The organism is Cryobacterium sp. TMT4-10 (assembly GCF_004403275.1).
Taxonomy (GTDB): Bacteria; Actinomycetota; Actinomycetes; order Actinomycetales; family Microbacteriaceae; genus Cryobacterium; species Cryobacterium shii.
Genome location: NZ_SOGU01000088.1, coordinates 54043 through 78616 on the forward strand (window position 1 = coordinate 54043; position 24574 = coordinate 78616).

Sequence of the window (24574 nt, forward strand, 5' to 3'; positions counted from 1 at the left end):
CCCCCCCCCCCCCCCCCCCCCCCGAGGGCGCTGAACCAATTCGACGGAGATTTTTCCGCGAAGGGGTGTTTTCGTGCCCTTTGGGCCCGATTTCGTGGTCATTCGGGCAAAATCTCCGTCGAATTCGTTAGGGCGCGGGCCGCAACGCGCGGGTGATCCCGGCCCGGACATCCGCTGAACTCGGACCGGTCCGTGCGCTGTGCCTGTCCTCTCGTTCGCCGGTCGGGTCTGCTTGTGAGCGCCGATGGCCCATGCCATGATGTCTCCGCCGCGACCCTTCGAACGGCAGGTCTACCACCCGAAATGAATTGCGCAGGCTCATGAACTCCAGGCCGAGTGCTCGCCGGACCAGCCGTGCACCGGGGCAACCCCCGGAACGACGTCTGGCCGCTTCCGGCGCGTGCCTGGCGATCACTCTGCTCCTGGCCGCCGGGGGCCCGGCCCCCGCCCGGGCAGACGCGGGGCCGACGCTGCCGGGTCCGGGCAGCACCCCGTTTTCGGGGAGCACCCCGTTTCCAGGGCCGGCGGAACAGCCGGCACAAACACCGGCACCGACACCGGGGCCCCCTGCCGTGCCAACGCCAACGCCGACAACGGTTCCCCCGCCCGGCCCAGCGGTGCCCCCCGCACCGGCCCCCGGGCCGACACCCACCCCGGCTCCCCCGACCGTCGCCACGCCGACACCAACACCGAGTCCGACACCGACGCCGGCAACGGTCCCGACACCGGCACCGGTCCGGACGCCGGTTCCTTCGCCCCACCCGGCGCCCACTCCCATACCGACCCCAGCCCCCACTGCCATTCCAGCTCCTACCCCGACGCCGACGACAGCGCCCCCGCCGACCCCCGACCCGCCGACCCCACCCGCGACGAACCCGACGGACGAGCCGCCGCCGGTATCCGTGCCAGTTCAGCCCGCACCCGCCCAGCCCCTGCCCGCCCCGCCGGCGGCCGCCGCGCCGCTCCCGTCCGCACAGCCCTCCGGCTCGGCCTCAAGCGCCCGCGCCCTTGCCGAAGCCAGGGCGATCGCCGCGCAGCGCGCCGCCGAGTCGAGAACGGCTGCCGCCGTGCACGCCGCGGCCTACGCATCCGCTCTGGCACGCCAGCAAACGGCTCAGGCGGCCTACGACACGAACCGGCTCGCCTACGCGTCCGCCAAGGCCGACTTCGACGCCGTCACCGGCCGGGCGACCCTCGCGCACGACCTCAGCGTCGGGGCCGATGCCAGGGCCGAAGCGTCCAAGCGGGCGCTGGCCACGCTGGTGCGGGCACGGCTGCAGCAGCCCGGCACCGCCTCCCTCGACCTGCTGCTCTCCGAAGCCCACGGGGACAACCTGCTGCAGCAGCTCGGGACCCTGGACACCCTCTCCCGGCTGACGTCGAATCTGGGCAAGGTGCAGGAGCGGGTTCAAGCGGATGCCCAACTCGCGCAGTCACTGCGGGACCAGGACGCCGGACTGCAGGCGTTGATCGGCACCATTCCGCTGGACGCCACCCGCTCCGCGATGGAGGCCTCCGAGGCGGACCTCAACGCGGCGACGAGCGAGCTGTCCGCCCTCGCGGCGAGCGCCCCGGCCACGTTCGAGACGACGCCGCTACCCGAGCAGTCTGCCCCGCCCGAGCAGACCACCCTGCCCGACTTACTCTCCCGCGCTGACGTCGGCCAACTCAGCAGTCAGGGCTGGGCCTTCCCTGCCATCGGCCACGTCACCGACGGCTTCGGCCCCCGGCCCGACCGCCCGATGCCCGGGGTGAGCGCGTTCCACCGTGGCACCGACATCAGCGCGGCCTGCGGCGCCGCCGTCTACGCGGCCACCTCGGGCGTCGTCACCGCCGCCGGCCCCCAGGGCACCTACGGCAACTGGATCCAGATCGACCACGGCGACGGCGTCGAAACCGGCTACGCGCACATCGCTGACGGGCAGACGTTCGTCAGCGTCGGGGAGAGCGTGATCGCCGGCCAGGTGATCGCGGGGGTGGGGAGCACGGGCGCCTCCACGGGCTGCCACCTGCATTTCGAGGTCAGGCTCGACGGCACGGCCATCGACGCCCGGCCGTTCCTCGCTCAACGCGGCGTGCTGCTCGGCGACTGACCGGCTGCGGCTCAGCGACTGCTCAGCCGTCTAGTCTGTCTGCCCGGCTGTGATCACGAGGGCGACGGACTCCGTGGTCGATCCCCGGAGCCGCTGGGCGGCGCGGATGGCGCGGTACTTCAGGCCGTACTTCCCGAGCAGCGCCGAGTCGAGCACGGCGAGGGTCTCCGCGTCGGTGTGCACGAGGGCCCGGGCGGTGACCGTCGCCGCCCCCGGCGTCACGACTCCGCGGGCGGTACAGGGGGTGAGCTCGATCCGCTCGGTGTGCCGCAGGCGCTTGACCTTGCCGCTGGTGCCGCCCGTCGTGACGAGCAGCCGGTCGGCATCCGCCGCGATCCAGACGGGGGTGCCCACCGCATCCCCCGTCTTGCGAAAGGTCGTCAGGAGCACGTATTGCTCGGCCCCGAGGGCCAGCAGCGCGGTTGTCGTCATAGTCGATTATGTCGCGCGGGTGGCCGAAACACCGTCTGGCTATTGCCATTGCACGACATCTGTATTTTACTGGATGACACAGAACGCATCGAAGGAGCATTATGGCCGAGTCATCCACCCGCACCGTGGAGCGCGCCCTCGATCTGCTCGCGGTGATCTGCGACGGCGACGGGCTCACCCTCTCCGAGAGCTCCCGGGCGGTCGACCTTTCCCCGAGCACCGCCCTCCGCCTGCTGCGCACCCTGGAGACCCGCGGCTTCGTGCGCAAGACCGACGATGGGGCCTACCTGCCCGGCAGCCGCATCATCCAGCTCGGCGCGCAGTCGCTCAGCAGCGAATCGCTGGTCACGCTGTGCCGCCCGGCCATGGAACGACTCGTCGCCGACACCGGCGAATCCGTCTACCTGAGCGTGGCGGGCCACGACCGATCCGCCCTCTACATCGCCATCGCCCCGGGCACCCATTCCGTGCGCCACGCGAACTGGGTCGGCCGCACCGTGCCACTCGACGGGTCCGCTGCCGGGCAGGTCCTCGCCAGGCAGACCCCGACGGCCGGTTACGTCGTCGTCGAACGTGGCGTCGAAACGGATGTCACGGCCCTCGCCGCGCCCATTCGTTCCGAAGCGAACGTCGTCGCAGCCCTCAGCCTGGTCATCCCCAGCTACCGGGTGACGCCGGGCGATATCGGTCGCTACGGCCCCCTGCTCGCGCGCGCCGCCGGGCAGGTGTCGGCGGGCCTAGGCCGCGCCGAGCGCCTCCCCGCTCCGTCCTGACCTCACCGACGAGCCCACGAAAACCGACGCCCCACGAACCCGAACATTCCGCGAACACTGAAGGAGACACCGATGTCCGAATCCCGCCCCGTGCGCGCCGCCCGCGGAACCGAGCTGACCGCGAAGAGCTGGCAGACCGAGGGGCCGCTGCGGATGCTGATGAACAACCTCGACCCGGAGGTCGCCGAGCACCCGGAGAACCTGGTCGTCTACGGCGGGACCGGCAAGGCCGCGCGCAGCTGGGAGGCCTACGACGCGATCGTGCGCACCCTCACCACGCTGGAGAAGGACGAGACCCTGCTCGTGCAGTCCGGCAAGCCGGTGGGCGTGTTCCGCACCCACGAGTGGGCGCCGCGGGTGTTGATCGCCAACTCCAACCTGGTCGGCGACTGGGCCACCTGGCCGGAATTCCGCCGCCTCGAGGCGCTCGGGCTGACCATGTACGGCCAGATGACGGCCGGTTCCTGGATCTACATCGGCACCCAGGGCATCCTGCAGGGCACCTATGAAACCTTCGCCGCCGTGGCCGCCAAGAGGTTCGGTGGAACCCTGGCCGGCACCCTCACCCTCACCGGGGGCGCCGGCGGCATGGGCGGCGCCCAGCCGCTCGCCGTCACGATGAACGAGGGGGCCGTGCTGATCGTCGACGTCGACGAGAGCCGGCTGAGGCGCCGGGTCGAGCACGGCTACCTCAACGAGCTGGCGACCGACCTCGACGACGCCGTCGCCCGTGTGCTCGCGGCGAAGGCCGAGAAGCGCGCCCTGTCGGTGGGCGTGGTCGGCAACGCGGCCACCGTGTTCGCCGAACTGCTCGAACGCCGGGTTCCGATCGACATCGTCACCGACCAGACCAGCTCGCACGACCCGCTCGCCTACCTGCCTGAGGGCGTCACCGTGGCGGAGTGGCACGCCTACGCGGCCGCGAAGCCGGAGGAGTTCACGGAGCGGGCCCGGGCATCCATGGCGAAGCAGGTCACCGCAATGGTGGGCTTCCAGGATGCCGGCGCCGAGGTCTTCGACTACGGCAACTCGATCCGGGCCGAGGCGCAATTGGGCGGCTGCGCGCGCGCGTTCGACTTCCCGGGGTTCGTGCCCGCGTATATCCGCCCCCTGTTCGCGGAGGGCAAGGGGCCGTTCCGCTGGGTGGCGCTCTCGGGCGACCCGGCCGACATCGCGGCCACCGACAGGGCGATCGTCGAGCTGTTCCCCGAGGACGAGCCCCTGCGCCGGTGGATCACGAAAGCGCAGGGGAAGGTTCACTTCGAGGGCCTGCCAGCCCGGATCTGCTGGCTCGGCTACAAGGAACGCCACCTCGCCGGGATCAAGTTCAACGAGATGGTCGCGTCGGGCGAGCTCAGTGCCCCGATCGTGATCGGCCGCGACCACCTCGACTCCGGCTCGGTCGCGTCGCCGTACCGGGAGACCGAAGGCATGAAAGACGGCTCCGACGCGATCGCCGACTGGCCGCTGCTGAACGCCCTGCTGAACACGGCGTCCGGCGCCACCTGGGTGTCGATCCACCACGGCGGCGGCGTCGGGATCGGCCGCAGCATCCACGCCGGCCAGGTCATCGTGGCCGACGGCACCCCCCTGGCGGCCGAGAAGATCGAGCGCGTGCTCACCAACGACCCCGGCACCGGGGTGATGCGGCACGTCGACGCCGGCTACGAGCGGGCCGAAGAAGTCGCCCGCGAACGCGGCCTGCGCGTGCCGATGTGGGAGTCGGAGTGAGCCCGGCAGTCGGGGCTGCGGGGTTGTTCGCTCATTTCTTCCGTGAGGGGTCCCACATCGACCTTCGCGAGCCCTTTGAGGGTCGATGTGGGACCCCTCACGGGCTCGGAGCCGGCGGCGCGCGAGCGGTTACGTGCGCAATGTGGGAGTGGGAGTCAGAGTGAGCGAACTGGCCCACGGGACCCTCGCCGGTCTCGCCGAGATCGCCGACATCGGCCGGGATGCCCGCCGCGGCGGGTATTCGCGCCAACTCTGGCAGGGGCCCGACCTCGAGTTGCGGGCCTGGTTCGCCCTGCGCGCCGAGCGTCTCGGGCTCGCGGTCGAGACGGACCGCAACGGCAACCTCTGGGCCTGGTGGGGAACCCCGGGGCCGGATGCCGTCGTCACCGGCAGCCACCTGGATTCCGTGCCGGGCGGCGGCGCCTACGACGGCCCGCTCGGCGTCGTCAGCGCGCTGGAGGCGATCGGCCGGCTGCAGGCATCCGGCTTCACGCCCTCCCGTCCCTGCGCGGTGCTGGTCTTCGCCGAGGAGGAGGGATCCCGGTTCGGGATCGCCTGCCTGGGCTCGAGGCTCCTGACCGGCGGCATCGACGCCGACCGGGCGCGCGCCCTGACGGATGCCGACGGCATCACCCTGGCCGAGGCCGCCGCCACGGCCGGGCTCGACCCGCGGCGGCTCGGAGCCGACCCGGAGGCCCTGGCCCGGATCGGCCTCTTCCTCGAACTGCACGTGGAGCAGGGCCGCGGCCTGATCGACCTGGGCCGGCCGGTGGCCGTGGCCTCGTCGATCCTGGCGCACGGGCGCTGGCGGCTGACCGTGTCCGGCCAGGGCAACCACGCCGGCACCACCCTGATGACCGGGCGCCGCGACCCGATGGTAGCCGCCGCCCGCGCAATCGTCGCCGTGCAGGAGACCGCGGCGGCGATCCCGGGCGCCCGCGCGACCGTCGGCCGCCTCGAGGTCGTGCCCGGCGGCACCAACGTGATCGCGTCGAGCGTGCACGCCTGGCTCGATGCCCGGTGCGACACCGAGGCCGGCACGCGCGCGCTCGTCGCCGCGATCACGGCCCAGGTCGAGCGGGCGGTGAGCCTGAACGGATGCTCCGTCGCCGTCACCGAGGAATCCTGGACCGGCACCGTGGCCTTCGACGCAGCGCTCGCGGGGCGGTTCGCCGCTGCGCTCGGCGGGGTGCCGGCGCTGCCCACCGGCGCGGGGCACGACGCCGGCGTGCTGTCCGCGAGCGTGCCCAGCGCCATGCTCTTCGTACGCAACCCCACCGGCATCTCGCACTCGCCGGAGGAATTCGCCGAGGTCGAGGACTGCGTGGCCGGGATCGACGCGCTCGAGGCGCTGCTGCGGAGCCTGCTGTGAGCGCGGCGACGGGCGAGCCCGCCGGCGCTTCGGCGGTCGCCTACTGGTGCGAGACCCTGCTGATCGACGGAGTGCCGACTCCCGGCGTGCGGCTCGAGGCCGCCGCGGACGGCCGCATCACCCGGGTCACGCCCGGAACCCTGCCGCGATCGACGGACGTGCGGCTCGGCACCGTGCTGCCCGGGCTGGCCAACGCCCACTCGCACGCGTTCCACCGGGCGCTGCGCGGCCGCACCCACGCCGGCGGCGGCGACTTCTGGCAGTGGCGCGAGGAGATGTACCGGGTGGCCGGCCGCCTCGACCCCGACCGCTACTTCGCGCTGGCCCGCGCGGTTTTCGCCGAGATGCTGGTCAGCGGGTTCACCGCGGTCGGCGAGTTCCACTACCTGCACCACCGGCAAGACGGCAGCCGGTACCCCCGGGAACACGCCATGGAGCTCGCGCTGGCGGAGGCGGCGCGGTCGGTCGGCATCCGTCTGGTGCTGCTCGACACGCTCTACCTGGCCGGCGGCATCGGGTCACCGCTCGAGCCGGGCCAGCGCGCGTTCGGCGACGGCTCGGCGGCCGGCTGGCTGGCGCGGTGGCACTCGCTGCGCGCAGCGCTCGCGAGCGACGCAGCCGCCGAGACCGGGATGGGAGCGCACAGCGAGACGGATGCCGACCCCCGGATCAGCCTGGGCGCCGCGATCCACTCCGTGCGCGCCGTGACGCCCGACGCGATGCGCGAGGTGCTGCGAGGGCTGCCCGCTGGCGTTCCCCTGCACATTCACGTGTCCGAGCAGCCGCAGGAGAACGCGGACTGCCTGGCCGCCTACGGCGGCACCCCGACCGGCGTCCTCGCCGGGATCGGCGCGCTCGAGCCGCGGCTGAGCCTCGTGCACGCCACGCACCTCACCGACGACGATGTGGCGCTGATCGGGGCATCCGGGGCAACGGTCGTGATCTGCCCGACCACGGAGGCCGACCTGGGCGACGGGATCGGCCCCGCCCTCCGACTACAGCAGGCCGGCGCCCGGATCGCTATCGGCTCCGACCAGAACGCCGTCGTCGACCCCCTGCTCGAACTGCGCGGCCTGGAGGCGGGCGAGCGGCTCGCGTCGGGCCGGCGCGGCCGTTTCGCCCCGGCCGAACTCCTATCCGCCGGGAGCCGGAACGGCTATGTGTGCCTCGGCCTCGGCGACAACCGGTCGCGTCCGGGAGACCTCTGCGACCTGGTGGAGGTGGCCGCCGACAGCATCCGCACCGCCGGGTCGCTGCCGGGCCAGCTGCCGCTGACGGCCACGGCGGCCGACGTGCGCCGGGTGATCGTGGGCGGCCGGGTCGTCGCCGACGCGGGCATTCTCGTTCCCGGCGGGACCGCGGCCGGCCCCGGGGGCTCGCTGCGTCCCGAGGTCCTGCTGCGGGACGCCCTCGCCGAACTTGACGCGGCCGACGCGCTTGAAGCGGTCGACGACTCCGCCACCGCATCCCTTTCTACTGCCGCTGCCGCCGTCGATCCGGCCTCTTCAGACACTGCCAGTCGCGCACCAGGAGACCGACCATGACCACCGAACTGATCACCGGCATCCGCGAACTGACCACCCAGGCCGATGACCGCGCCCGCCTCAACGACGCCGCGCTCGTGATCGAGGCGGGCCGGATCCTGTGGATCGGCCCGGCCTCCGCGGCCCCCGCGGCCGACACCCGCACGGATGTCGGCGGTCGCGCCGTGCTGCCCGGCTGGGTCGACACGCACACCCACCTGGTCTTCGCGGGCGACCGGGCCGCGGAATTCGAGGCCCGGATGGCGGGGCAGCGCTATGCCGCGGGCGGCATCAACACCACCGTGGCCGCGACCCGGGCGGCGAGCGAGGAACAGCTCGCCCGGGGAGCCGCCCGGCTGCGGCGGGAGGCCGAGGCCCAGGGCACCACGTTCCTGGAGACGAAGACCGGCTACGGCCTCGACCTGGCGAGCGAGACCCGGTCGGCGCGCGCCGCGACATCCGTGGCCGACGTGGTCACGTTCCTCGGCGCCCACCTCGTGCCGGACGGAATCGACCGGCGCGACTACCTCGATCTGGTCACCGGGCCGATGCTCGCCGCGGTGGCCCCTTATGCCGACTACATCGACGCGTTCTGCGAGGTCGGCGCGTTCGACGTGGAGGAGAGCCGGGAGGTGCTGCTCGCCGGCCGCGCGGCCGGCCTCGGCGTGCGCGTGCACGGCAACCAGCTCGGCTTCAGCGGCGGGGTGCGGCTCGCGGTCGAGCTCGGCGCCGCGAGCGTCGACCACTGCAATCACCTGAAGGAGCGCGACATCGAGGCGCTCGCGGGCGGGGCGACCGTGGCGACGCTGCTGCCGGCCTGCGACCTGTCCACCCGGCAGCCGTTCCCGCCGGCCCGGAGGCTGCTCGGCGCAGGGGCGAGGATCGCCCTGGCCACCAACTGCAACCCGGGCACCTCGTACACGACGTCGATGCCGTTCTGTGTTTCGACGGCGGTGCTGCAGATGGGGCTGACCATCGACGAGGCCGTCTGGGCGGCGACCCGCGGTGCCGCCGCGGCAGTCGGCCGCGAGAACGGGGCGGATGCGGCCGGGTCGCTGCGGGTGGGCGGGTGGGCAGACCTGCAGGTGCTCGACGCGCCATCCGTCGCCCATCTGGCCTACCGGCCGGGGGTGCCGCTCACCTTGGCCGTCTGGCGGCGGGGCGTGCGGAGCCGGCTCTGTGGGCTGGAGGGCTCGGATGGGCTGGACGGCTCTGGTGGCTCTGATGCCTCTGGTCGCACGGATGCCTGACGCCGGCCTGGCCTGGCTGCCGGCCACCGAGCGCGTGCCGGTCCCGTGGCGGAACGGCGGCGGCACCACTACCGAGGTGATCGTTCGCGGTGCCGGTCCGGCAGTACGAGGTGCGAGCTTTCCCCGGCGAGCGAGTCGTGGAGCCGGACGGATCCCGAGGCAATGCGGTGCTCTCCCGCCCCACTGAGAGCGGTTGCGGATGAACATGGTCGACGAGTTCGATCACCCGCGGGTCGCACTGGGTTCCCCCGTGCGTGCTCACGTCCGGTACCGGATCCGGCACGGGTGAGAGCCTGCTCTCGTCCTCCACAAAAGCAGCTTGATCAGGTTATCCACCGGCTTTTCCTGTTCTCAGGGGATGTCGGAGGGTGCGCCTAGAGTCGAGGCATGTCCACCACCGTGAGCACCACCCAGGAGCAGCTCGGGCTGCTCTTCGACGCCGTTGCGGCCGCCGATCGGGTGATCGCGCAAGGCTTCGCCCTGCGGGCCGATGCCGTGGAGGCTGCGCGCCGCTTCAGTGAGGCGCACGCGGCGGAGATCCCGCGGGGAGCGCAGTCCCTCTGGGACCAGACGGAGATCGCGAGACGGGAGCTCTCCAGCGAACTGGCCGTGACGCTGCGGATCCCGGAGCGCACCGCGGAGACCCTGCTCGCGGAGAGCCGGGCCCTGGCCGAGGACCTCCCCGCGACGCGGGCCGCACTGAGAGACGGTCTGTTCAGTTACCGGCACGCGCAAACGATTCTTGGGCAGGCCTGGTCGATCCCCACCGAGGGGCTCGCCGCCTTCGAACAGGCCCTGCTGCCCGCTGCGCAGATCCTGACCGTTTCGAAGCTCAAGCACAAGGCCAGGCTGCTCCGGGAACGGCTGCACCCGGAGACGATCACGGCGAGGCACGCGCGGTCGATCGCGGAGCGGTCCTCGTGCGTGCAGGCGGAGGCCGACGGGATGGCGACCCTCTACCTGACGACGGGCGCGGAGCTGGTGCAGGCGATCTTCGCCCGCGCCAACGACCTCGCCGTGAGCCTGCAGGGCCTCGGCGAGAAGCGCACGCTCACGCAGGTGCGCACAGACGTGATCAGCGACCTGCTGATCAACGGAGTCACCCCGACCGGCGTCGGCACCGGCGTCAAAGCCACCGTGCACGTGACCGTCCCGGTGATGACGCTCCTCGGGCACAGCGAGGAACCCGGCTACCTGGAAGGGTACGGACCGATCGACCCCGCGACGGCGCGGGATCTGGCATCGCGGGCGCCGAGTTTCACCCGGCTGCTCACCCACCCGGAGACGGGCGTAGTGCTCTCGGTGGGCCGGGACCGGTACAAGACGCCCAAGGCCATGCGCCGATTCCTCCGCCTCCGTGACGAGACCTGCCGTTTTCCGGGTTGCCATCGGGCGGCGAGGGGTGCGGAAGTCGACCACAGCCACGACTGGGCCCTGCTCGGCGAGACCGCGCACGACAACCTCGCACACCTGTGCAAACCCAACCACGCTCTGAAAACCCAGACCCGGTGGACCGTCACCCAGCAACCGGGCGGCATCCTGACCTGGACGTCCCCAACGGGTCGGGACTTCGTCACCGAGCCCGCCACCGTGCTCCCGACCGGGCCGCCGACCGCAGATCCCCCGGACGACGCGCCGTTTTGAGGGCACCGCCGTTTTGAGGACTCTAGAGCGAAACGTCTGCCGCGTCGGGCAGCACACCGACCCGGGCCCCCGCCGCCTGGTCACGCAGATAGCCGGCGAATCCCGCCGGGGCGCGCCCGGCGAGCCGACCGGAGGTGAGCACGGGGATCAGTTCGGTACGAATCTCGCTCACCCCGAGGCGGCGCAGCGCCGAAACCAGCCGCACATCCTCGTTCCCGTCGACGAGGGCGAATTCGCCGGCCTGCAGGTACCGGTCGGCACGCACCCCGAGGTTCGCGCCGTGCACATGGGGGTGCCCTTCTACCAGCCGGTGCGCGGCGTCCCACAGTTCCCTGCCTCCGTCGGACAGCCGGTCGTCAGGCACCACGGTTCCCAGCACGAGATCGACGGAGTTGCGGGCGAAGGCGAGCTGCGCGGTCAGCCAGTTCGGCGGCACGGCGGAGTCGGCATCCGTCGTCGCGATCCACGTCGCGGTGGAGAAGTGGGTCAACGTCGGGAGCAGGTGCCGCGCCCCCGCCCGGCGGGCAAGGCCGACGCCGCCACCGTCCGTGCTGATGCTCGCGAACGCAGGCCAGTCAGCAGCGACCTCGGCCGTGCCGTCGCTGCACCGGTCGAGCACGACCACGACCTCGATCACGGGCGGCGCCTCGCCTGCCACGCGGGCGACCTCCCCGACCGCCACGGTCAACGCGGCCAGGCACCGTGGCAGGAGCTCCTCCTCATCACGGGCCGGGACCACGACGACGACCCTGTCGATCGCCTCGCCGACCGCCCCGCCGACCGTCACGGTGTCAGGCCTTCGCGTTGCGCGACCGAGCGCGTCGGCGCGGCTTCGAACACCTCGAGCAGGAAGTCGCGTTCCCGATGCTCCACCGTGCGCTCGAACCCGGCCAGCCTGCCGAGTTCTGCGTGCACCTGGTCGCCGTTCAACGGATACTCGGGCACCGGATGCCTCCAGTGGCAGGCCACGATCACGCCACCGGGTGCCATGCTGCCGCGGCATCGCCGGAGCACCTCGCGCAGCTCCACCGCCGAGAAGTAGTAGCCGACCTCGGAGAACACGATCAGGTCGAAGCTGCCCTCCGGCCACTCGGCGGGCAGGGTGCGCCGGGCGAAGGTGACGCCGGGGTGTGCGGCCAGCCGGGCTCGGGCCTCCCGCAGCGGCTGCTCCGCGACGTCGACCGCGGCGACGGTGTCGCACCGGTCGGCCAGGCCGGCCGTGAGGACGCCGATCGAGCAGCCCAGTTCCAGCGCCGCCCGGAATTGTTTGCGAGGCAAGGCCGCCAGGGTCAGGGATCGCTTGCGCTCCTCGTACCACCGGGTCTCGAACCCCCAGGGGTCACGCTTCCCGGCGTAGAACTCCTCGAAGAAGGCACCGGACAGGCTCGGTTCGACCTCGACCTCGACCTCGACCTCCATCTCCATCTCGATCTCCATCTCGATCTCCATCTCGATCTCGATCTCGATGAAGGTCTCATACCCGCGTTCGAAGTGCGCGGCAAAAGCCGCCTGGATGATCGGTTCGTCTCCGGTCAGCCCGGAGAGCGGCTGCACCTGGCTGACATGCAGGGCCATCGCCCGGGTCTTACGCCGACGGTCTTCGGGTGCCAGCTCCAGGGTGCGAATCACGCCGTCCGACCAGACCGGGTCCCCGGGCGTGGACCAGTGCCAGGCCCAGATCGGGTATGCGAAGAGACTGACGCCCCGGCCGCGAGCGGCGTGGCAGGCGGCCTCTGCCGCCGCAGCGTGGTCCGGATGTCCGTCCAGCGTCCAGGGGGCGACCAGCCAGGTTCCCGGTCCGTCCGAGCCGATCTCGGCGGAAATCGCTCGGGACGCCTCGTCACGATGCCCGGCCAGGGTTCCGTCGGGGAGGTCGAGCAGGCGCACCAACGCCGAGGGTGCCAGCGCTGGGATGGCCGCCGTCACCTCGACCCGGCGCAATGCCGCGAGCCGCGCGGGGTCGTGCGTGCCGGACCCGGGATGGGAGGCCTCACCGTTGGTGAGCACCACGACCGTCACCGGGACTCCGGCCCGCCCGGCCCACGCGATCAGCCCGCCGGCGCCGAGGGTCTCGTCGTCGGGGTGCGCAGCGATCACGACGAGCCGGAGCAAGTCGTCGACGCACAGTGCCTGCACCGGCGGTGCCGGCGACAGTGGTCCGGATCCGGGGGCCACCGAGCCGACGGATGCCGCTTCACCCGCTGCGACGGCCTCCCGATGCGCCGCCGCCCACAGGTTCTCGGGCGTGCCGGCATCCGTGTGGCTGAAGCTCACCACGGGGATACGCCGGCATCCCGCAGCCGGCGGCCGAGCGCCGCGTCGTCCCGTTCGGCGTGGTGCTGGCGCACGTACAGCTGCAGATCGGAGACGCGAGCGGAGTGCCGGGCCTCGAGGGCGAGCGGTGCGGGGCCGAGCGCGTGGCCGGTTCGAGTGATCACCTCGTCGACCGTGCGCGCGACCTGGCCGCGCACCCGCGCCGCGAGGAGGGCGCCCTGCTCCCCGGCGGCATCCCCGGCGTCGATCGCGGCAGCCGCGTCAGTCAGGGAGACCCCGGCTGTCGTCAGCGCGAGGTCGAGGGCGCCCAGGTGCGCGAGCGCGATCTGATCGGGTTCCCGCTCGAGCACGGACTCCCAGACCCGCCTGGCCACGCCGACGGCGCCGCCCCACCAGCAGGCCGCGACGCCGATCCCACCCCAGGCGAAGCCCGGTCGGCGGAGGTACCAGCCGTCGTCCCCGACCGGCCGGGCCCGGACGCCCCGGAACTCGACGGGTCCGCTGGGTACGGCCGGGAGCCCTCGACCCACCCACGCCTCCGTGTGGACGGTGATCCCGGGGTCGGCCAGGTCGACTTCGAACAGCCTCCGGGTGGTGGCCGAGGTGTGTGCCGTGACGAGGGCGTGGCTGAGCGAGCGGGCGAGCGAGCACCAGGGTTTCGTGCCGTCGAGCTGCCACGACCCGCCGCCGGCCGGCCGCGCGTCGAGCCGGCTCCCCGTGCCTTCGGCGGCGAAGACGCCCCAGCTCGATTCCGTGGTGCCACCGCCGACGAGCCCGGCCGGGTCGACGCCGGCCTGGTCCAGGATGGCGAGCGCGTCCAGGTGCGCCTCGACGACCCGCCCCGCCGTGAGGTCTGCCGCGGCGAGGGAGGCCAGCGTCTCGAACAGCCGGCGCGTCTGCCCCGATCCCGGCCGGGGAACACTGCCGCCGAGCGCGCGGGCCAGGTCCAGGGCCCGCGCGGCGTCACCGTTCACGGCACAGGCCGCCGTCGCGGCATCGCGCAGACCGGCCTCCGCCGTGCGCTTCCCGATCGGGGTCAGCCAGACCGGTTTCGCGCTCTCGATCCGCGTCACACCGACCCCCTGTGTCGTGCCGACCGCGCCGAGTCCGCTCGCCGGCGCGTTGAACTGAAGCTCAGGCTTGTGCCTCAGGCCTTGCCGACCGGCTTGGTCGGCGCCTTGGCCGTGGGCTTGCGTGGGGTGCGGTTCTCGGCGCTGACCATCCAGGCGTACTGTTCCAGCTTCTCGGTGAAACCGTGCAGGATGTCGGCGCTGGTCGGGTCTTCCTCGTCGACCGCGTCGTGCACGGCACGGATGTTGTCGACCGTCGCGTTCAGGCGGTCGGTGATCAGGCCGACCGTCTCGGCGGTGTCCACCTCTCCGGCCGGGAACTTGGCCAGGTGGGTGGTCGCGGTGACCGTCTCGCTGCGTCCGTCCGGCAGGGAGTCGAGTGCACGCATCCGCTCGGCGAGTTCGTCGGAGAACAGCCGGGCGTCGTCGATGATCTCATCGAGCTGCAGGTGCAGGTCGCGGAAGTTCTTGCCGACGACGCTCCAGTGCGCCTGCTTGCCCTGCACGTGCAGCTCGATCAGGTCGACGAGCACGGATTGCAGGTTGGAGCCGAGTTCTGCTGATGCCTTCACTGTGTTGCGCCCCTCTCAGATGGGGGAAACACGTCTCGGCCGCTTGCCAGCCGGTGCCCCCGTTTGGATTCAGACAGCACTGTATCAGGTGCCCATTCGAACTAGTGGTGGACTGCGCGGCGGCTTTCGAGGCGGAGTTCGAGCTCGTTCATCACGAGCGCGGCCAGGTCTTCGAGGGTGGCGATCTCCTCCGCTGTCACCGTTCGTGGCTCGTGGTCCAGCACGCACAGAGTGCCCAGGTTGTACCCGTTCTGGGTCGTCAGCGGAACGCCGGCGTAGAACTGCAGGCCGAACCCCTCGGCCACGAGCGGGTTCGCCAGCGCGCGCGGATCGCGGCGGGCATCCTCTATCAGCCACGGGCCTTCGGAGAGAATGGCCGACGCACAGAGCCCGGGGTCGCGCGGGATCTCCTTGAGGTCGAGTCCGTGATGTGCCTTGAACCAGATTCGGTCGGTGTCAACGATGCTGACGATGGCGATCGGCACGGAGAACACCCGCGCGGCGAGGGCTGCGATCCGGTCGAAGGTGCCGTCCGGAGGGGTGTCGAGAATCTCGAGGCGGGCCACCTCGTCGAGCCGCTGGGGTTCATCGGCGTCCAGGTGGTGAGTCTCCATGACGCGGTGCCGGCCGGTTTCGGCGATGACAGCCTGCCGCAGGGCGAGCACGACATCCGCGGCGGGCGGGCGCTGCTCGGGGTCGCGTGCCAGCATCGACGTGAGCAGATCGCGCCACGCCGGAGCGAGGGTCTCCGGCATGGCCGGATCCCCAAGGAGCCTGGCCACGGCCGACTGGACGGGCTGTCCGGGAAACGCCGTCTCGCCGGTGAAGCATTCCAGGAGCACGAGTCCCAGGGCGTAGATGTCGCTGGGAGGGCCCACCCGGTCGCCGCGGGCCTGTTCGGGGCTGAGGTAGGCGGCCGTGCCGGTCGTCAGGCCCTGGTTGGTCATCCGCGCGGCGTCCGGGAACAGGGCGATGCCGAAATCGGTGAGCCTGGCCCGCGTTCTCGAATCGGAGCTGTATTCGGCCAGGAGAATATTGGCCGGTTTGATGTCACGGTGCACGACCCCGCGGCCGTGGATGTAGTCCAGGCCCTCGGCGAGGTCGTAACCGACCTGCGCGATGTGGCGGGTGGACAGCGGGTCCTGGTCGAGCCTGCGCCGGAGGTCCGCCCCGGCCACGAGTTCCATCACCAGGTAGATCCGCGGCCGCCCGGCGTCTGCGCGGTGCACGCCGACGTCGAACAGTGTGGTCACGCTGTGGTGGTTCAGGCTCGCCAGGACGTTGATCTCCGCTTGCTGCCGTGCGATGTCGATCTCGGTCGCGGCGGCGGCATCGAAGATCTTGATCGCGACGTCCCGGCCCAACCGCTCGTCGGTGGCGCGGTAAACCGAGGCCATGCCGCCACGGCCGATCAGGTCCTTCAACCGGTAACGGCCGTTCAGGAAACCCGGTGATCCCTCGGTCATCGGACCCCCCTTTTGAGGATTAGTCTAGGACACCCGCGAGGACGATTTCTCACATCATTCGCCACACTCATCTCCGGCGGGCGCCGCTGGCCCGATGGTGCCACACTGAGGCTATGACGGGGATGCGGAGTCTCGGGCGGGTACAGGCAACCTGGCTCGAGTGCGCTGCGGTGGTTCTGGTGCTGGCCGGATGCGCGGCGCCCGCCCGCGGCCCGGTCGGCGGTTCCCAGTCACCGCGTTCGACCACGGCGGCCACCCCGACGGCGACGACCACTCCGACCGCCTCAGCGGCGCCGACCGCGACGCCGACCACGCCACCCCGCGCCGAACCGGGCGTCTGTACCCGCGACCACCTGGCGCTGTCGCTGCAGGCCCGGCCCCATGACAGCGGCATGAGCAGCTTCTACTGGGACCTGCGGCTGACGAACACCGGCTCGGTGGAGTGTTCGGTCCAGGGCTACCCGGTGGTTACTCTGATCGACTCCAACTCCGGTGAGACGATCGGGGCGGTGTCCGGCGTCGAAGAGAGCACCGTGAGCGTTGTGCCGGTGGCGCCCGGCGCATCCGCTTACAGCCTGCTGCACCTCACGCAGGCGGGCGCGCACCCGGATTGCGCGATCGTGCCGGTCACCGCCCTCGCCGTGACCCTGCCGGAGTGGGACGCGGCCGAGCGTGTGGCCACGCCGAACCCGATCGAGGGTTGCAGCGACGACAGCACGGTGCTGGTGCGCACCCGACCGCTGGCCCCCGCCCCCGTCTCGTTCTAGCGCAGCGACTCAGCGTTCCCGGCCGCCCTCGCCCGGAAGGTTGGGCACCGCGCCCGCCCCCAGGCTCGTGCCTCTAACCAATTCGACGGAGATTTTGCTCCCCGGAGCCTGTTTTGGACCGAAACAGCCCGATTTCGGCAAAATCTCCGTCGAATTGGTGCGGGCGCGGATCGGCGGATCGGCGTACCCTCAGCGGCACGAAGCCCCATCAGCCCGAGTAATCCATGTATAGAGGAGCAACCATGTCTGTGGCACGCGTGACAACACTGAGCGTCCGGTCCGAGAAGTCATTCGAGGATGCCGTCTCGGCCGGGATCGAGCGGGCCCACAGGACCCTGCGCGGCATCTCCGGGGCCTGGGTCAAGGAGCAGAAGGTCGTCGTCGACGACGGCAAAATCACCTCGTGGGACGTCGTCATCGAAGTGACTTTCGTCCTCGAGGACTAGCCCGGCGGTGAGGACACTCCGCAGCCCACGCCCCTAACGAATTCGACGGAGATTTTGCTCCCCGGAGCCTGTTTTGGGGCATGACGGCCCCAAATCGCCAAAATCTCCGTCGAATTGGTGCGCGCGGGGCGGAGTTGACTGCGGCGCTACTGCAGGATGGCGGGCACCTCGGTCAGCCGGCGAGTGATGATCAGTTGGTCGAGAACGGGTGTGCTAACCAGGCCGGGGTCCGCATATGCCGGAAACCGCATGAACTCGCCAAAGACACGATTCGGGCCACCTAACGAATTCGACGATGTCCTCCTCGCTGATCAGCACCGTGCCCTGGCCGGCGGCGGCGAGCACCCGCTGACGCCCTCGGCCGGCATGGCATGATTTGGCCGGTCGGGTTGCGGAATTTGGCGACAGGCCAATAGTGCCATTGGATGGTGTTCCATGACCCGTCGTCTCACCCAGCTGCTCATCGGCCTCTTCCTGTACGGCATCGGGATCGCGCTGATCGTGCGCGGCGGCATCGGCGTCGCCCCCTGGGACGTGCTCACGCAGGGCATCGACAGCCGCACCCACCTCGGCTTTGGGCTCGTCACCATCCTGATCAGCGGTGTGGTGCTGCTGCTCTGGATCCCGATCCGGCAGAAGCCCGGCGTCGGCACCGTGATGAACGCGCTCCTGGTCGGACCGGCAGCGGATGTCGGCCTGCGACTGATCCCGGCGGACCTCGACCTCTGGCTACGCGTGCTCCTGTTCGCGGCCGGCCTGCTGACTCTCGCGGTGGCAACCGGCCTCTACATCGGCGCACACTTCGGCCCCGGCCCGCGCGACGGGTTGATGACCGGCCTGCACAAACGCACCGGCTGGCGCATCTGGATCGTGCGCACCGGCATCGAGGTCATCGTGCTCGGCATCGGCTGGGCCCTCGGCGGCAACGTGGGCATCGGCACGGTTCTCTTCGCGGTGCTCGTCGGCCCGCTCTGCCACTGGACCATCCCGCTCTTCGCGATCACCCTCCCGGCCGCCGCCGCGGACCCCCGGCTCGAGGAGGCCCTCGAAGGCGACACGACCCCCACGGAACCCTCGATCGACAGCCCCGCCAACTGACGCCCCGCCCCACCGGCCGCGAGAGCCGCGAGAGGAGGAAGGGGGACGGGAAGGGGGACCGGGCGCAGCCGCTCAGCCGCAGAAGTCGGCGATCGTGCCGGCCAGCATATCGGTCAGCCGGTAGACGGATGCCTCATCCGCCCACTCCGTGTCGGCGTGCGCGCCGCCGCCGGCCACGCCCACGACCAGGCACGGGATGCCCGCCTCGTGGATCAGTCCCGCGTCGGTCCAGAAGGGCTCGCCGCGCACCGTCTGGCTGTGGCCGAGCACCCGCTCGGCCTGGGCGCTGAGCGTGCGCACGATCGCCCAGGCCGGGTCGGCCTCGAACGCGGCCCGGGCGACCAGCCGGGTGAGCCGGTAGGCGAAGTCGGGCACGCCCGCCGCGAGCCGGTCGAGGAGGCCCCGGAGTTCGGCCTCGACTGCGTCGGGGGTCTGCCCGGGCAGCGTGCGCCGCTCGATCGTGAGGGTGCAGACCGCGGCGACGGTTGCGGCATCCGTGCCCCCGGTGATGGTCGAGACCCGCACGGTGCCGTGACCGAGCAGCGGATGCGCCGGCGCCGCCTCGATCTCCGCCCGCAGCCCGTCGAGGGCGGAGAGCACCAGCCCGGCGTGCGCGATGGCGTCGACGCCCCGCTCCGGCTGGGAGCCGTGGGCGGCGAGTCCGGTGAGCTCAACCTCGAACCAGGCGAAGCCCCGGTGCGCGAGCGTGAGGCACAGTTCGCTGGGCTCGGCCACGATCGCCGCGTCGGCGCGGAACCGGGCCAGCGCCTCCTCGGTGCCGAGGCTGCCGAACTCCTCGTCGGCGACGAGGGTGACGAGCACGTCCCCGGCGAGCGCGGACACCCCGGAGGTCCCTCCGCTCGTGGCGCGCGCCGCCGCGACGAGGATGGCGGCGACCCCGCCCTTCATATCGAAGGAGCCGCGCCCGAACACGCGTCCGTCCCGCCGTTCGCCGGCGAACGGGTCGCCGAGGTAGCCGCCGACCCCGACGGTGTCGAGGTGGCCGTTGAGCATCAGGGATCGCCCGCCGCCGGTGCCGCGTCTGAGCCCGACGATCGTGGGGCGCCCGGGGTGCCGCTCGAGGCGGTGCACCTCGAACCCGTGGCCGGTGAGCCAGTCGGCGCACCAGGCCGCGATCATACGTTCGCCGGCCGCGCCCGGCACGAGGTCGGGGTTGACCGAATCGATGGCGATGAGCGCCTGCATCACGGCGACCGGGTCGGGTCCTGGCTCTGGATTCACACCCCCAACCTAGCGGCCGGGTGCGCCCCGCCCACCCGTTTGCGAGAGCGGTTCGGTACCATGTGGCATGCACGATGGCGCGGCACCCGAAACGACGACTTCGGCCCCACGGATGGCCCCGCGCGCCTCCTGGGGACTGCTGCCGGCGGCGCTGCTCTCGGCCTCGGCCGTGCTGCTGTTCGGTCTGCGCGACCCGGTCTCCGGCTACACCGTGCTCGCCGCCGCGGTCGGGCTCGCCTTCCTGATCGACCGGGCCCTGTTCCGGGACCTGCTTCTGATCGCGGTCGGGCTGCTGATCATCAGCACTATCTCGGTCGAGGCCCACATCAGCTACCCGAACATGGCCCTGATGGGCAGCGTGCTCACCCTCTCGGTGCTCGTGCCGTACCTGGCCTCGCGCTACCTCTACCGCGACCACGCCATCCGGTTCCCGATCCGCACCGGCCAGCGCTGGACCGCCCTGGAGCGCTGGTACCTGCCGCTCGTGGTGCTGCTGGGCTACCTCATCCTGCCGACCTATTTCATTCGGTCGGGGGCGTACCGCAACTGGCCGACGGTCACCGCTCCCGACGAGATCGCCCGGCTTTTCGTGGGCGTGGGCTTCGTGGGCATCTGGGACGAACTGTTCTTCATCTGCACGGCGTTCGCCCTGCTGCGCCGGCACTTCCCCGACTGGCAGGCGAACCTGCTGCAGGCCGTCATCTTCACCTCGTTCCTCTGGGAGCTGGGCTACCAGAGCTGGGGCCCGCTGATGACCTTCCCGTTCGCGCTGCTGCAGGGCTACACATTCAAGCTCACCAAGTCACTGACCTACGTCGTGTGCGTGCACCTGCTGTTCGACCTGGTGGTCTTCCTGGTGATCGTGCACGCGCACACGCGGGACTGGCTGCCGATCTTCGTCTACTGAGACTGAGACTGAGACTGAGACTGAGACTGAGACTGAGACTGAGACTGAAGCTGAGCTACCCCGCGGCCGCCGCCGGAACCGGGCACACCGTCCCCGCCTCGAGGTCGGCCCGGGCCGCGTCCTCCGACCAGGGCAGGGTCAGCGGCTCCCGGTCCGTGCCGGCCGCCGTGGCCGGGGTGGCGATGGCGGCCAGCTGCCGGGCCAGCGCCAGGGCGAAGTTGCCTCCGGCGGTCGAGTTGTTCAGCGCGACCACCACCGTCAGACCCCCGGCGGGATCGGACAGGGTCGCCGAGATGAATCCGGGGATCGCCCCCGCCCGCCCGCGCAGCGGGCCCAGCTGCTCGGCGCCCAGGCCGTAGCGCCGCCAGGCGGGAGCGTTGGCGTCCTGCGCCACGGTGGACCACTGGACCTCCACGGATGCCGGGCCGAGCACACTGCCCACGGCGAGCACGTCCGCCCACGTGCGCATGTCCGCCAGTGTCGAGACGACGCCGCCGGCCACACCGGTCATCGAGATGGACAGCTCGGTGTCGTCGAGCATGATCTCGCAGTTCGGCTGGCCGTCCGTGCTGCGCTGCGTCGCGTAGCCCTGCGGATGCGCGCCGGGGATCTGCAGGTCGTCGGCAGCCGGGAACGAGGTGTCATCCAGGTTCAACGGGTTGAAGATGTACTGGCGGTAGAGCGCGCGCCAATCCTTGCCGGTGGCCTGCTCGAGCGCCATGCCGAGCAGAACGATCCCGGTGCTCGACTGCACCCAGGTGCCACCCGGCGCACCCGTCCGGGGCGCGGACAGTCCATTCGACACAAGCTCCAGCGCCGGCCAGGAGCGGGTCGGGTTGTTCACGAACTGAGCCGTCTGTTCCGTGTCCTGGCCGGCCAGACTGGACGTGTTCTGACACAGCTGGCCGAGGGTGATGTCCCCGACGCCGACGAGGCGGCCCAGGTAGGTGGCGACCGGGTCGTCGAGCGCGACCGTGCCCTCCTCCACGAGCCGGAGTAACACGGTGCAGGTCATCGCGGTGGTGTTCGTCCCGATCCGGAACCGCATCTCCGTGCTCATCGCCTCCGTGCCGCCGATGGTCGTCGTCCCCGGCGCGGCCTCCCATTCGCCGGTTCCGTCGGCCCAGACGCCCACCACGGCCCCGGATGCCCCGGACCGGCCGATCGCGTCGGCCACGGCCGCGTCCAGGCGCTCGGTGACATCGACCGTGAATGCCCCGCCTTTCCGGTGCCCGCCCCCGCCGGCGTCCGGTGAACATCCCGACAGGACGCCCGACACCACGACGGCTGCGACAACCAGCGCCACCGGCCTGATCGATCTGCGCCGGCGCAACCTCCCCCTGCGTGCTCCGATGCGATCCCCCATGAAAATTTCCACTGCATTCCCCCCATGCCTGCCTCCAGAATGCCTCATCCGGGCACCGCGAACCTGACCGCCACACTTGCCATTCACAGAAACGCGATATATCTTGATTCGAACACGTCGCGATATATCGCGACAAACCTGTGGGCATCCGCTTCACACGGATGCCGCGGCACGAAGGAGAATTCAATGGCCCTGGAAAAATGGCTGGTCACCCCTGGACAAACCAAGGTGATCGATATCGAGCTGGTGCGCAATCTCAAGGTGGGCATGATCGGCGGCAAGATCGACGTCATCGGCCACGACGACCCGGTGACCCGGGTTGAAGTGCACAGCGTGAGCGGCAAGGATCTCAAGATCTCGCTCGACGGCGACACCCTGGAGATCGACCACCCCCAGCTGCGCTGGGACAACTTCATCGAGGTGTTCGCCTCATTCCGCGGCACCGCGAAGGCCGACGTCAGCATCATGGTCCCCCGCGACGTCGCGCTGAAATTCGGCGTGATCACGGCCGACGCCCTGATCTCCGGGCTCCGCAACGGCGGCCGCGTCAGCACTGTGTCGGGCGACATCGTGGTCGACGGGGTGACCGGCGACCTCGAGCTCAATGGCGTGAACGGCGAGATGCAGGTGCGCAACCACGACGGCAGCATCGTCGCGCACACGGTCTCCGGCGAGATCACGGCCAGCGGCGACATCCGCAGGTTCAGCCTCGACGGCGTCACCAGCGATGTCTTCCTCGACATCGAGGGCACCCCGGATTCCATCAACACGAACACGGTCAGCGGCAACCTGACCGTGCGCCTCGGCGCGGACGTCGGGACCAAGTACCACCTCAATACCGTGTCCGGCACCCTGCAGCTCGACGACCAGACGATCCGCGGCACCTTCGGCAAGGGCTACGAATCCAGCACCGGCGTGCTCGACGGCAGCTGGCTCGACCTGTACGCCAACTCGGTCTCCGGTGACATCTCCGTGGTGCGGCGGAGCGCCGAGGCCGGCGGCCCCCAGGGCGAGTCCGCCGCCGACACGGCCGGGGAGGTGTGGGAATGACCCCCGTCTTCGCGCACGGCAGCCTGCGCCTCTACCTGCTCAGCCTGCTGGCCGAACAGCCCCGGCACGGCTATGAGCTGATCCAGGCGCTCAGCGACCGGTTCGGCGGAACCTATATTCCCAGCGCCGGAACGATCTACCCGCGCCTGGCCAAGCTGGAAGAGGAAGGCCTGGTCACCAAGTCGACGGACGGCCGTAAGACCGTCTACGAGATCACCGACGCCGGACGCGCCGAACTGCTCGCCCGCCAGGGTGAACTCGACGCGATCGAGACCGAGGTCACGGACTCCGTTCGGCGGCTGGCCGATGAGGTGCGCTCGGGAGTCACCGCGGCGATGAAGAGTCTGCGCGCCGACCTGGCCTCCGCCAAACGCCAGGCCAGGGGAGAGGGTCCCGTCCGGGGAGCCGGCGGCACAGGCACGAGCGGCTCCGGAAGCACCGGTCCGGGCGCGGACCCGCGGGCCGAGTCGAGTCGCGCCATCCACGAGGCCGACATGGTGTTGAACGAATTCCGTCAGCAGCTGCGGGCGGACCTGCGCGGGCAGGCCTCCCGCTCGCTGGTGCCCACCGACACCGTGCCGGAGCTGCGCCGCCGCCTGGCCGAGGTGCGCGAGGGCATCCTCGCCTCACTCTCCCGCTGAACCACCTCTGCCGCTGAACCCGTGCGGGCCGCCGCGCAACCCGCCGTCAGGCGGAGCGCTCGGCGACCTGCTCGGGGGTGGGGTGGTGCACCTGCGTGCGCTCCCCCGAGCGGTCGATCTCGTGCAGGGACATCAGGGCCCCGCAGATGGGGCAAACCGATCGGGCCTGCGTCGCCTGCACCTCTTCTGCACTGACCGTGTCGTACGGCCCGAGGGGCGGCGGGCCGATCCAGGGCAGGAGCCGGCCGTTGAGGCGGGCGATGACGCCGGCCAGGCCGCGCTCGGCGCGCGGCTTCTTGTTAGTACGTGTCATAATCATTAGTGTACTAACTAAAGCCGATGGAAGGTTGCCCGAGTGACGGATGCCGCCGACCTCCTCCGCCTCGAGGACCAGGTCTGCTTCGCGCTGGCGATCGCGTCGCGCAGCGTGATCTCGATCTACCGCCCGATCCTCGAGCCCTATGGGCTCACCCATCCGCAGTACCTGGTCATGCTGGCGCTCTGGGGGCGCAGCCCCCGCTCGGTGAAGGACCTCGCCGTGGAGCTCCGCCTCGAGCCGGCCACCCTGTCGCCGCTCCTGAAGCGGCTGGAGGTCGCCGGTTTGGTCACCCGGGAGCGCAACGAACACGACGAACGCGTGCTCGACGTATCCCTCACCGACGCCGGGCGCCTGCTGCGCGAGGAGGCCCGCACGATCCCCCCGCGCATCATCGACAGGCTCGGAATGAGCATGGATGAACTCGATGTTCTGCGCCGGTCGCTGTGGCGGGTTATCGAGGCGTCACACACGCACTGACCCCGCGCAGGCGACACGCCGCAGGGTCGGCACTCTGTCACTGTTTTGTCAGAAGTGTGCA

The 24574-nt window shown here is 71.1% G+C and carries 23 protein-coding genes; 14 read left to right on the plus strand and 9 right to left on the minus strand.

The genetic code is table 11. The features are described 5' to 3' along the window. Positions 1 to 902 precede the first annotated feature (902 nt). A complete protein-coding gene (locus tag E3T42_RS12440) occupies positions 903 to 2093 on the plus strand; it encodes a M23 family metallopeptidase (RefSeq protein ID WP_134403090.1) in 1191 nt (396 codons plus the stop codon). Between the two features lie 30 nt (positions 2094 to 2123). On the opposite strand, the gene E3T42_RS12445 is transcribed toward E3T42_RS12440, so the two are convergent. Continuing rightward, a complete protein-coding gene (locus tag E3T42_RS12445; RefSeq protein ID WP_134365032.1) occupies positions 2124 to 2525 on the minus strand; it encodes a PPOX class F420-dependent oxidoreductase in 402 nt (133 codons plus the stop codon). A gap of 101 nt (positions 2526 to 2626) precedes the next feature. On the opposite strand from E3T42_RS12445, the gene E3T42_RS12450 reads away from it, so the two are divergent. The 6 genes from E3T42_RS12450 to E3T42_RS12475 all read left to right on the plus strand — a co-directional run bounded on the left by E3T42_RS12450 (position 2627) and on the right by E3T42_RS12475 (position 10818). Beyond that, positions 2627 to 3298 carry an IclR family transcriptional regulator gene (locus E3T42_RS12450; RefSeq protein ID WP_134365031.1) on the plus strand — a complete coding sequence of 224 codons (672 nt, stop codon included), beginning with the start codon at positions 2627 to 2629 and terminating at the stop codon, positions 3296 to 3298. A gap of 72 nt (positions 3299 to 3370) precedes the next feature. Next, the gene (hutU, locus tag E3T42_RS12455; RefSeq protein ID WP_134365030.1) at positions 3371 to 5029 is read left to right on the plus strand and encodes a urocanate hydratase; all 1659 of its coding nucleotides are present in this window, start codon (positions 3371 to 3373) and stop codon (positions 5027 to 5029) included. A gap of 160 nt (positions 5030 to 5189) precedes the next feature. Then, positions 5190 to 6401, plus strand: coding sequence for an allantoate amidohydrolase (locus E3T42_RS12460; protein WP_241976116.1), 1212 nt, complete (start codon positions 5190 to 5192; stop codon positions 6399 to 6401). After that, positions 6398 to 7945 carry a formimidoylglutamate deiminase gene (locus tag E3T42_RS12465; RefSeq protein WP_134403092.1) on the plus strand — a complete coding sequence of 516 codons (1548 nt, stop codon included), beginning with the start codon at positions 6398 to 6400 and terminating at the stop codon, positions 7943 to 7945. Before E3T42_RS12460 ends, E3T42_RS12465 begins: the two co-directional genes overlap by 4 nt. Further along, positions 7942 to 9174 carry an imidazolonepropionase gene (hutI, locus tag E3T42_RS12470; RefSeq protein ID WP_134365027.1) on the plus strand — a complete coding sequence of 411 codons (1233 nt, stop codon included), beginning with the start codon at positions 7942 to 7944 and terminating at the stop codon, positions 9172 to 9174. The genes E3T42_RS12465 and hutI overlap by 4 nt, the downstream gene beginning before the upstream one ends. A gap of 387 nt (positions 9175 to 9561) precedes the next feature. Further along, a complete protein-coding gene (locus E3T42_RS12475; protein WP_134365026.1) occupies positions 9562 to 10818 on the plus strand; it encodes an HNH endonuclease signature motif containing protein in 1257 nt (418 codons plus the stop codon). 22 nt (positions 10819 to 10840) lie between these two features. Here E3T42_RS12475 and E3T42_RS12480 read toward each other — a convergent pair whose 3' ends face one another. The 5 genes from E3T42_RS12480 to E3T42_RS12500 form a co-directional block, all read right to left on the minus strand. Next, positions 10841 to 11605, minus strand: a complete 765-nt coding sequence (locus E3T42_RS12480) for a glycosyltransferase family A protein (protein ID WP_134403093.1) — start codon at positions 11603 to 11605, stop codon at positions 10841 to 10843. Further along, positions 11602 to 13092: a bifunctional PIG-L family deacetylase/class I SAM-dependent methyltransferase gene (locus E3T42_RS12485; protein WP_241976118.1), complete on the minus strand. Its 1491-nt coding sequence runs from the start codon at positions 13090 to 13092 to the stop codon at positions 11602 to 11604. The genes E3T42_RS12480 and E3T42_RS12485 overlap by 4 nt, the downstream gene beginning before the upstream one ends. Further along, a complete protein-coding gene (locus tag E3T42_RS12490; RefSeq protein WP_134403095.1) occupies positions 13089 to 14165 on the minus strand; it encodes an acyl-CoA/acyl-ACP dehydrogenase in 1077 nt (358 codons plus the stop codon). The genes E3T42_RS12485 and E3T42_RS12490 overlap by 4 nt, the downstream gene beginning before the upstream one ends. A gap of 74 nt (positions 14166 to 14239) precedes the next feature. Continuing rightward, positions 14240 to 14734 carry a Dps family protein gene (locus E3T42_RS12495; RefSeq protein WP_134403096.1) on the minus strand — a complete coding sequence of 165 codons (495 nt, stop codon included), beginning with the start codon at positions 14732 to 14734 and terminating at the stop codon, positions 14240 to 14242. Positions 14735 to 14835: 101 nt separating this feature from the next. Beyond that, on the minus strand, positions 14836 to 16200 hold the full coding sequence (locus tag E3T42_RS12500) for a GAF domain-containing serine/threonine-protein kinase (RefSeq protein WP_134403097.1): 1365 nt from the start codon (positions 16198 to 16200) through the stop codon (positions 14836 to 14838). 113 nt (positions 16201 to 16313) lie between these two features. Here E3T42_RS12500 and E3T42_RS12505 point away from each other — a divergent pair, with 113 nt between their 5' ends. The 3 genes from E3T42_RS12505 (at position 16314) to E3T42_RS12515 (ending at position 18511) form a co-directional block, all read left to right on the plus strand. After that, complete coding sequence (locus tag E3T42_RS12505; RefSeq protein WP_134365020.1) at positions 16314 to 16967, plus strand: DUF4232 domain-containing protein; 654 nt, start codon at positions 16314 to 16316, stop codon at positions 16965 to 16967. 242 nt (positions 16968 to 17209) lie between these two features. Continuing rightward, on the plus strand, positions 17210 to 17413 hold the full coding sequence (locus tag E3T42_RS12510) for a dodecin family protein (RefSeq protein ID WP_134403098.1): 204 nt from the start codon (positions 17210 to 17212) through the stop codon (positions 17411 to 17413). Positions 17414 to 17848: 435 nt separating this feature from the next. Next, positions 17849 to 18511 (plus strand): YitT family protein, encoded by a 663-nt coding sequence (locus E3T42_RS12515; RefSeq protein ID WP_241976120.1) that lies wholly within the window; start codon positions 17849 to 17851, stop codon positions 18509 to 18511. 72 nt (positions 18512 to 18583) lie between these two features. Here the strand turns inward: E3T42_RS12515 and E3T42_RS12520 are convergent, their stop codons facing one another. Further along, entirely contained in the window at positions 18584 to 19753 is a 1170-nt protein-coding gene (locus E3T42_RS12520) for a M20/M25/M40 family metallo-hydrolase (RefSeq protein WP_241976122.1), read from the minus strand. 67 nt (positions 19754 to 19820) lie between these two features. Between E3T42_RS12520 and E3T42_RS12525 the strand changes: the two genes are divergently transcribed. Further along, complete coding sequence (locus tag E3T42_RS12525; protein WP_134365018.1) at positions 19821 to 20660, plus strand: CPBP family intramembrane glutamic endopeptidase; 840 nt, start codon at positions 19821 to 19823, stop codon at positions 20658 to 20660. A gap of 55 nt (positions 20661 to 20715) precedes the next feature. Here the strand turns inward: E3T42_RS12525 and E3T42_RS12530 are convergent, their stop codons facing one another. Beyond that, complete coding sequence (locus E3T42_RS12530; protein WP_160141073.1) at positions 20716 to 21966, minus strand: serine hydrolase; 1251 nt, start codon at positions 21964 to 21966, stop codon at positions 20716 to 20718. Between the two features lie 246 nt (positions 21967 to 22212). On the opposite strand from E3T42_RS12530, the gene E3T42_RS12535 reads away from it, so the two are divergent. Together E3T42_RS12535 and E3T42_RS12540 are read left to right on the plus strand one after the other, a co-directional pair. Continuing rightward, the gene (locus E3T42_RS12535) at positions 22213 to 23076 is read left to right on the plus strand and encodes a hypothetical protein (RefSeq protein ID WP_134365016.1); all 864 of its coding nucleotides are present in this window, start codon (positions 22213 to 22215) and stop codon (positions 23074 to 23076) included. Beyond that, positions 23073 to 23717, plus strand: a complete 645-nt coding sequence (locus tag E3T42_RS12540; protein ID WP_134365015.1) for a PadR family transcriptional regulator — start codon at positions 23073 to 23075, stop codon at positions 23715 to 23717. The genes E3T42_RS12535 and E3T42_RS12540 overlap by 4 nt, the downstream gene beginning before the upstream one ends. Before the next feature lie 46 nt (positions 23718 to 23763). Here the strand turns inward: E3T42_RS12540 and E3T42_RS12545 are convergent, their stop codons facing one another. Next, positions 23764 to 24030, minus strand: coding sequence for a hypothetical protein (locus tag E3T42_RS12545; protein WP_166787122.1), 267 nt, complete (start codon positions 24028 to 24030; stop codon positions 23764 to 23766). A gap of 42 nt (positions 24031 to 24072) precedes the next feature. Between E3T42_RS12545 and E3T42_RS12550 the strand changes: the two genes are divergently transcribed. Then, positions 24073 to 24513: a MarR family winged helix-turn-helix transcriptional regulator gene (locus tag E3T42_RS12550; RefSeq protein WP_134365013.1), complete on the plus strand. Its 441-nt coding sequence runs from the start codon at positions 24073 to 24075 to the stop codon at positions 24511 to 24513. The last annotated feature ends 61 nt before the right edge of the window (positions 24514 to 24574 follow it).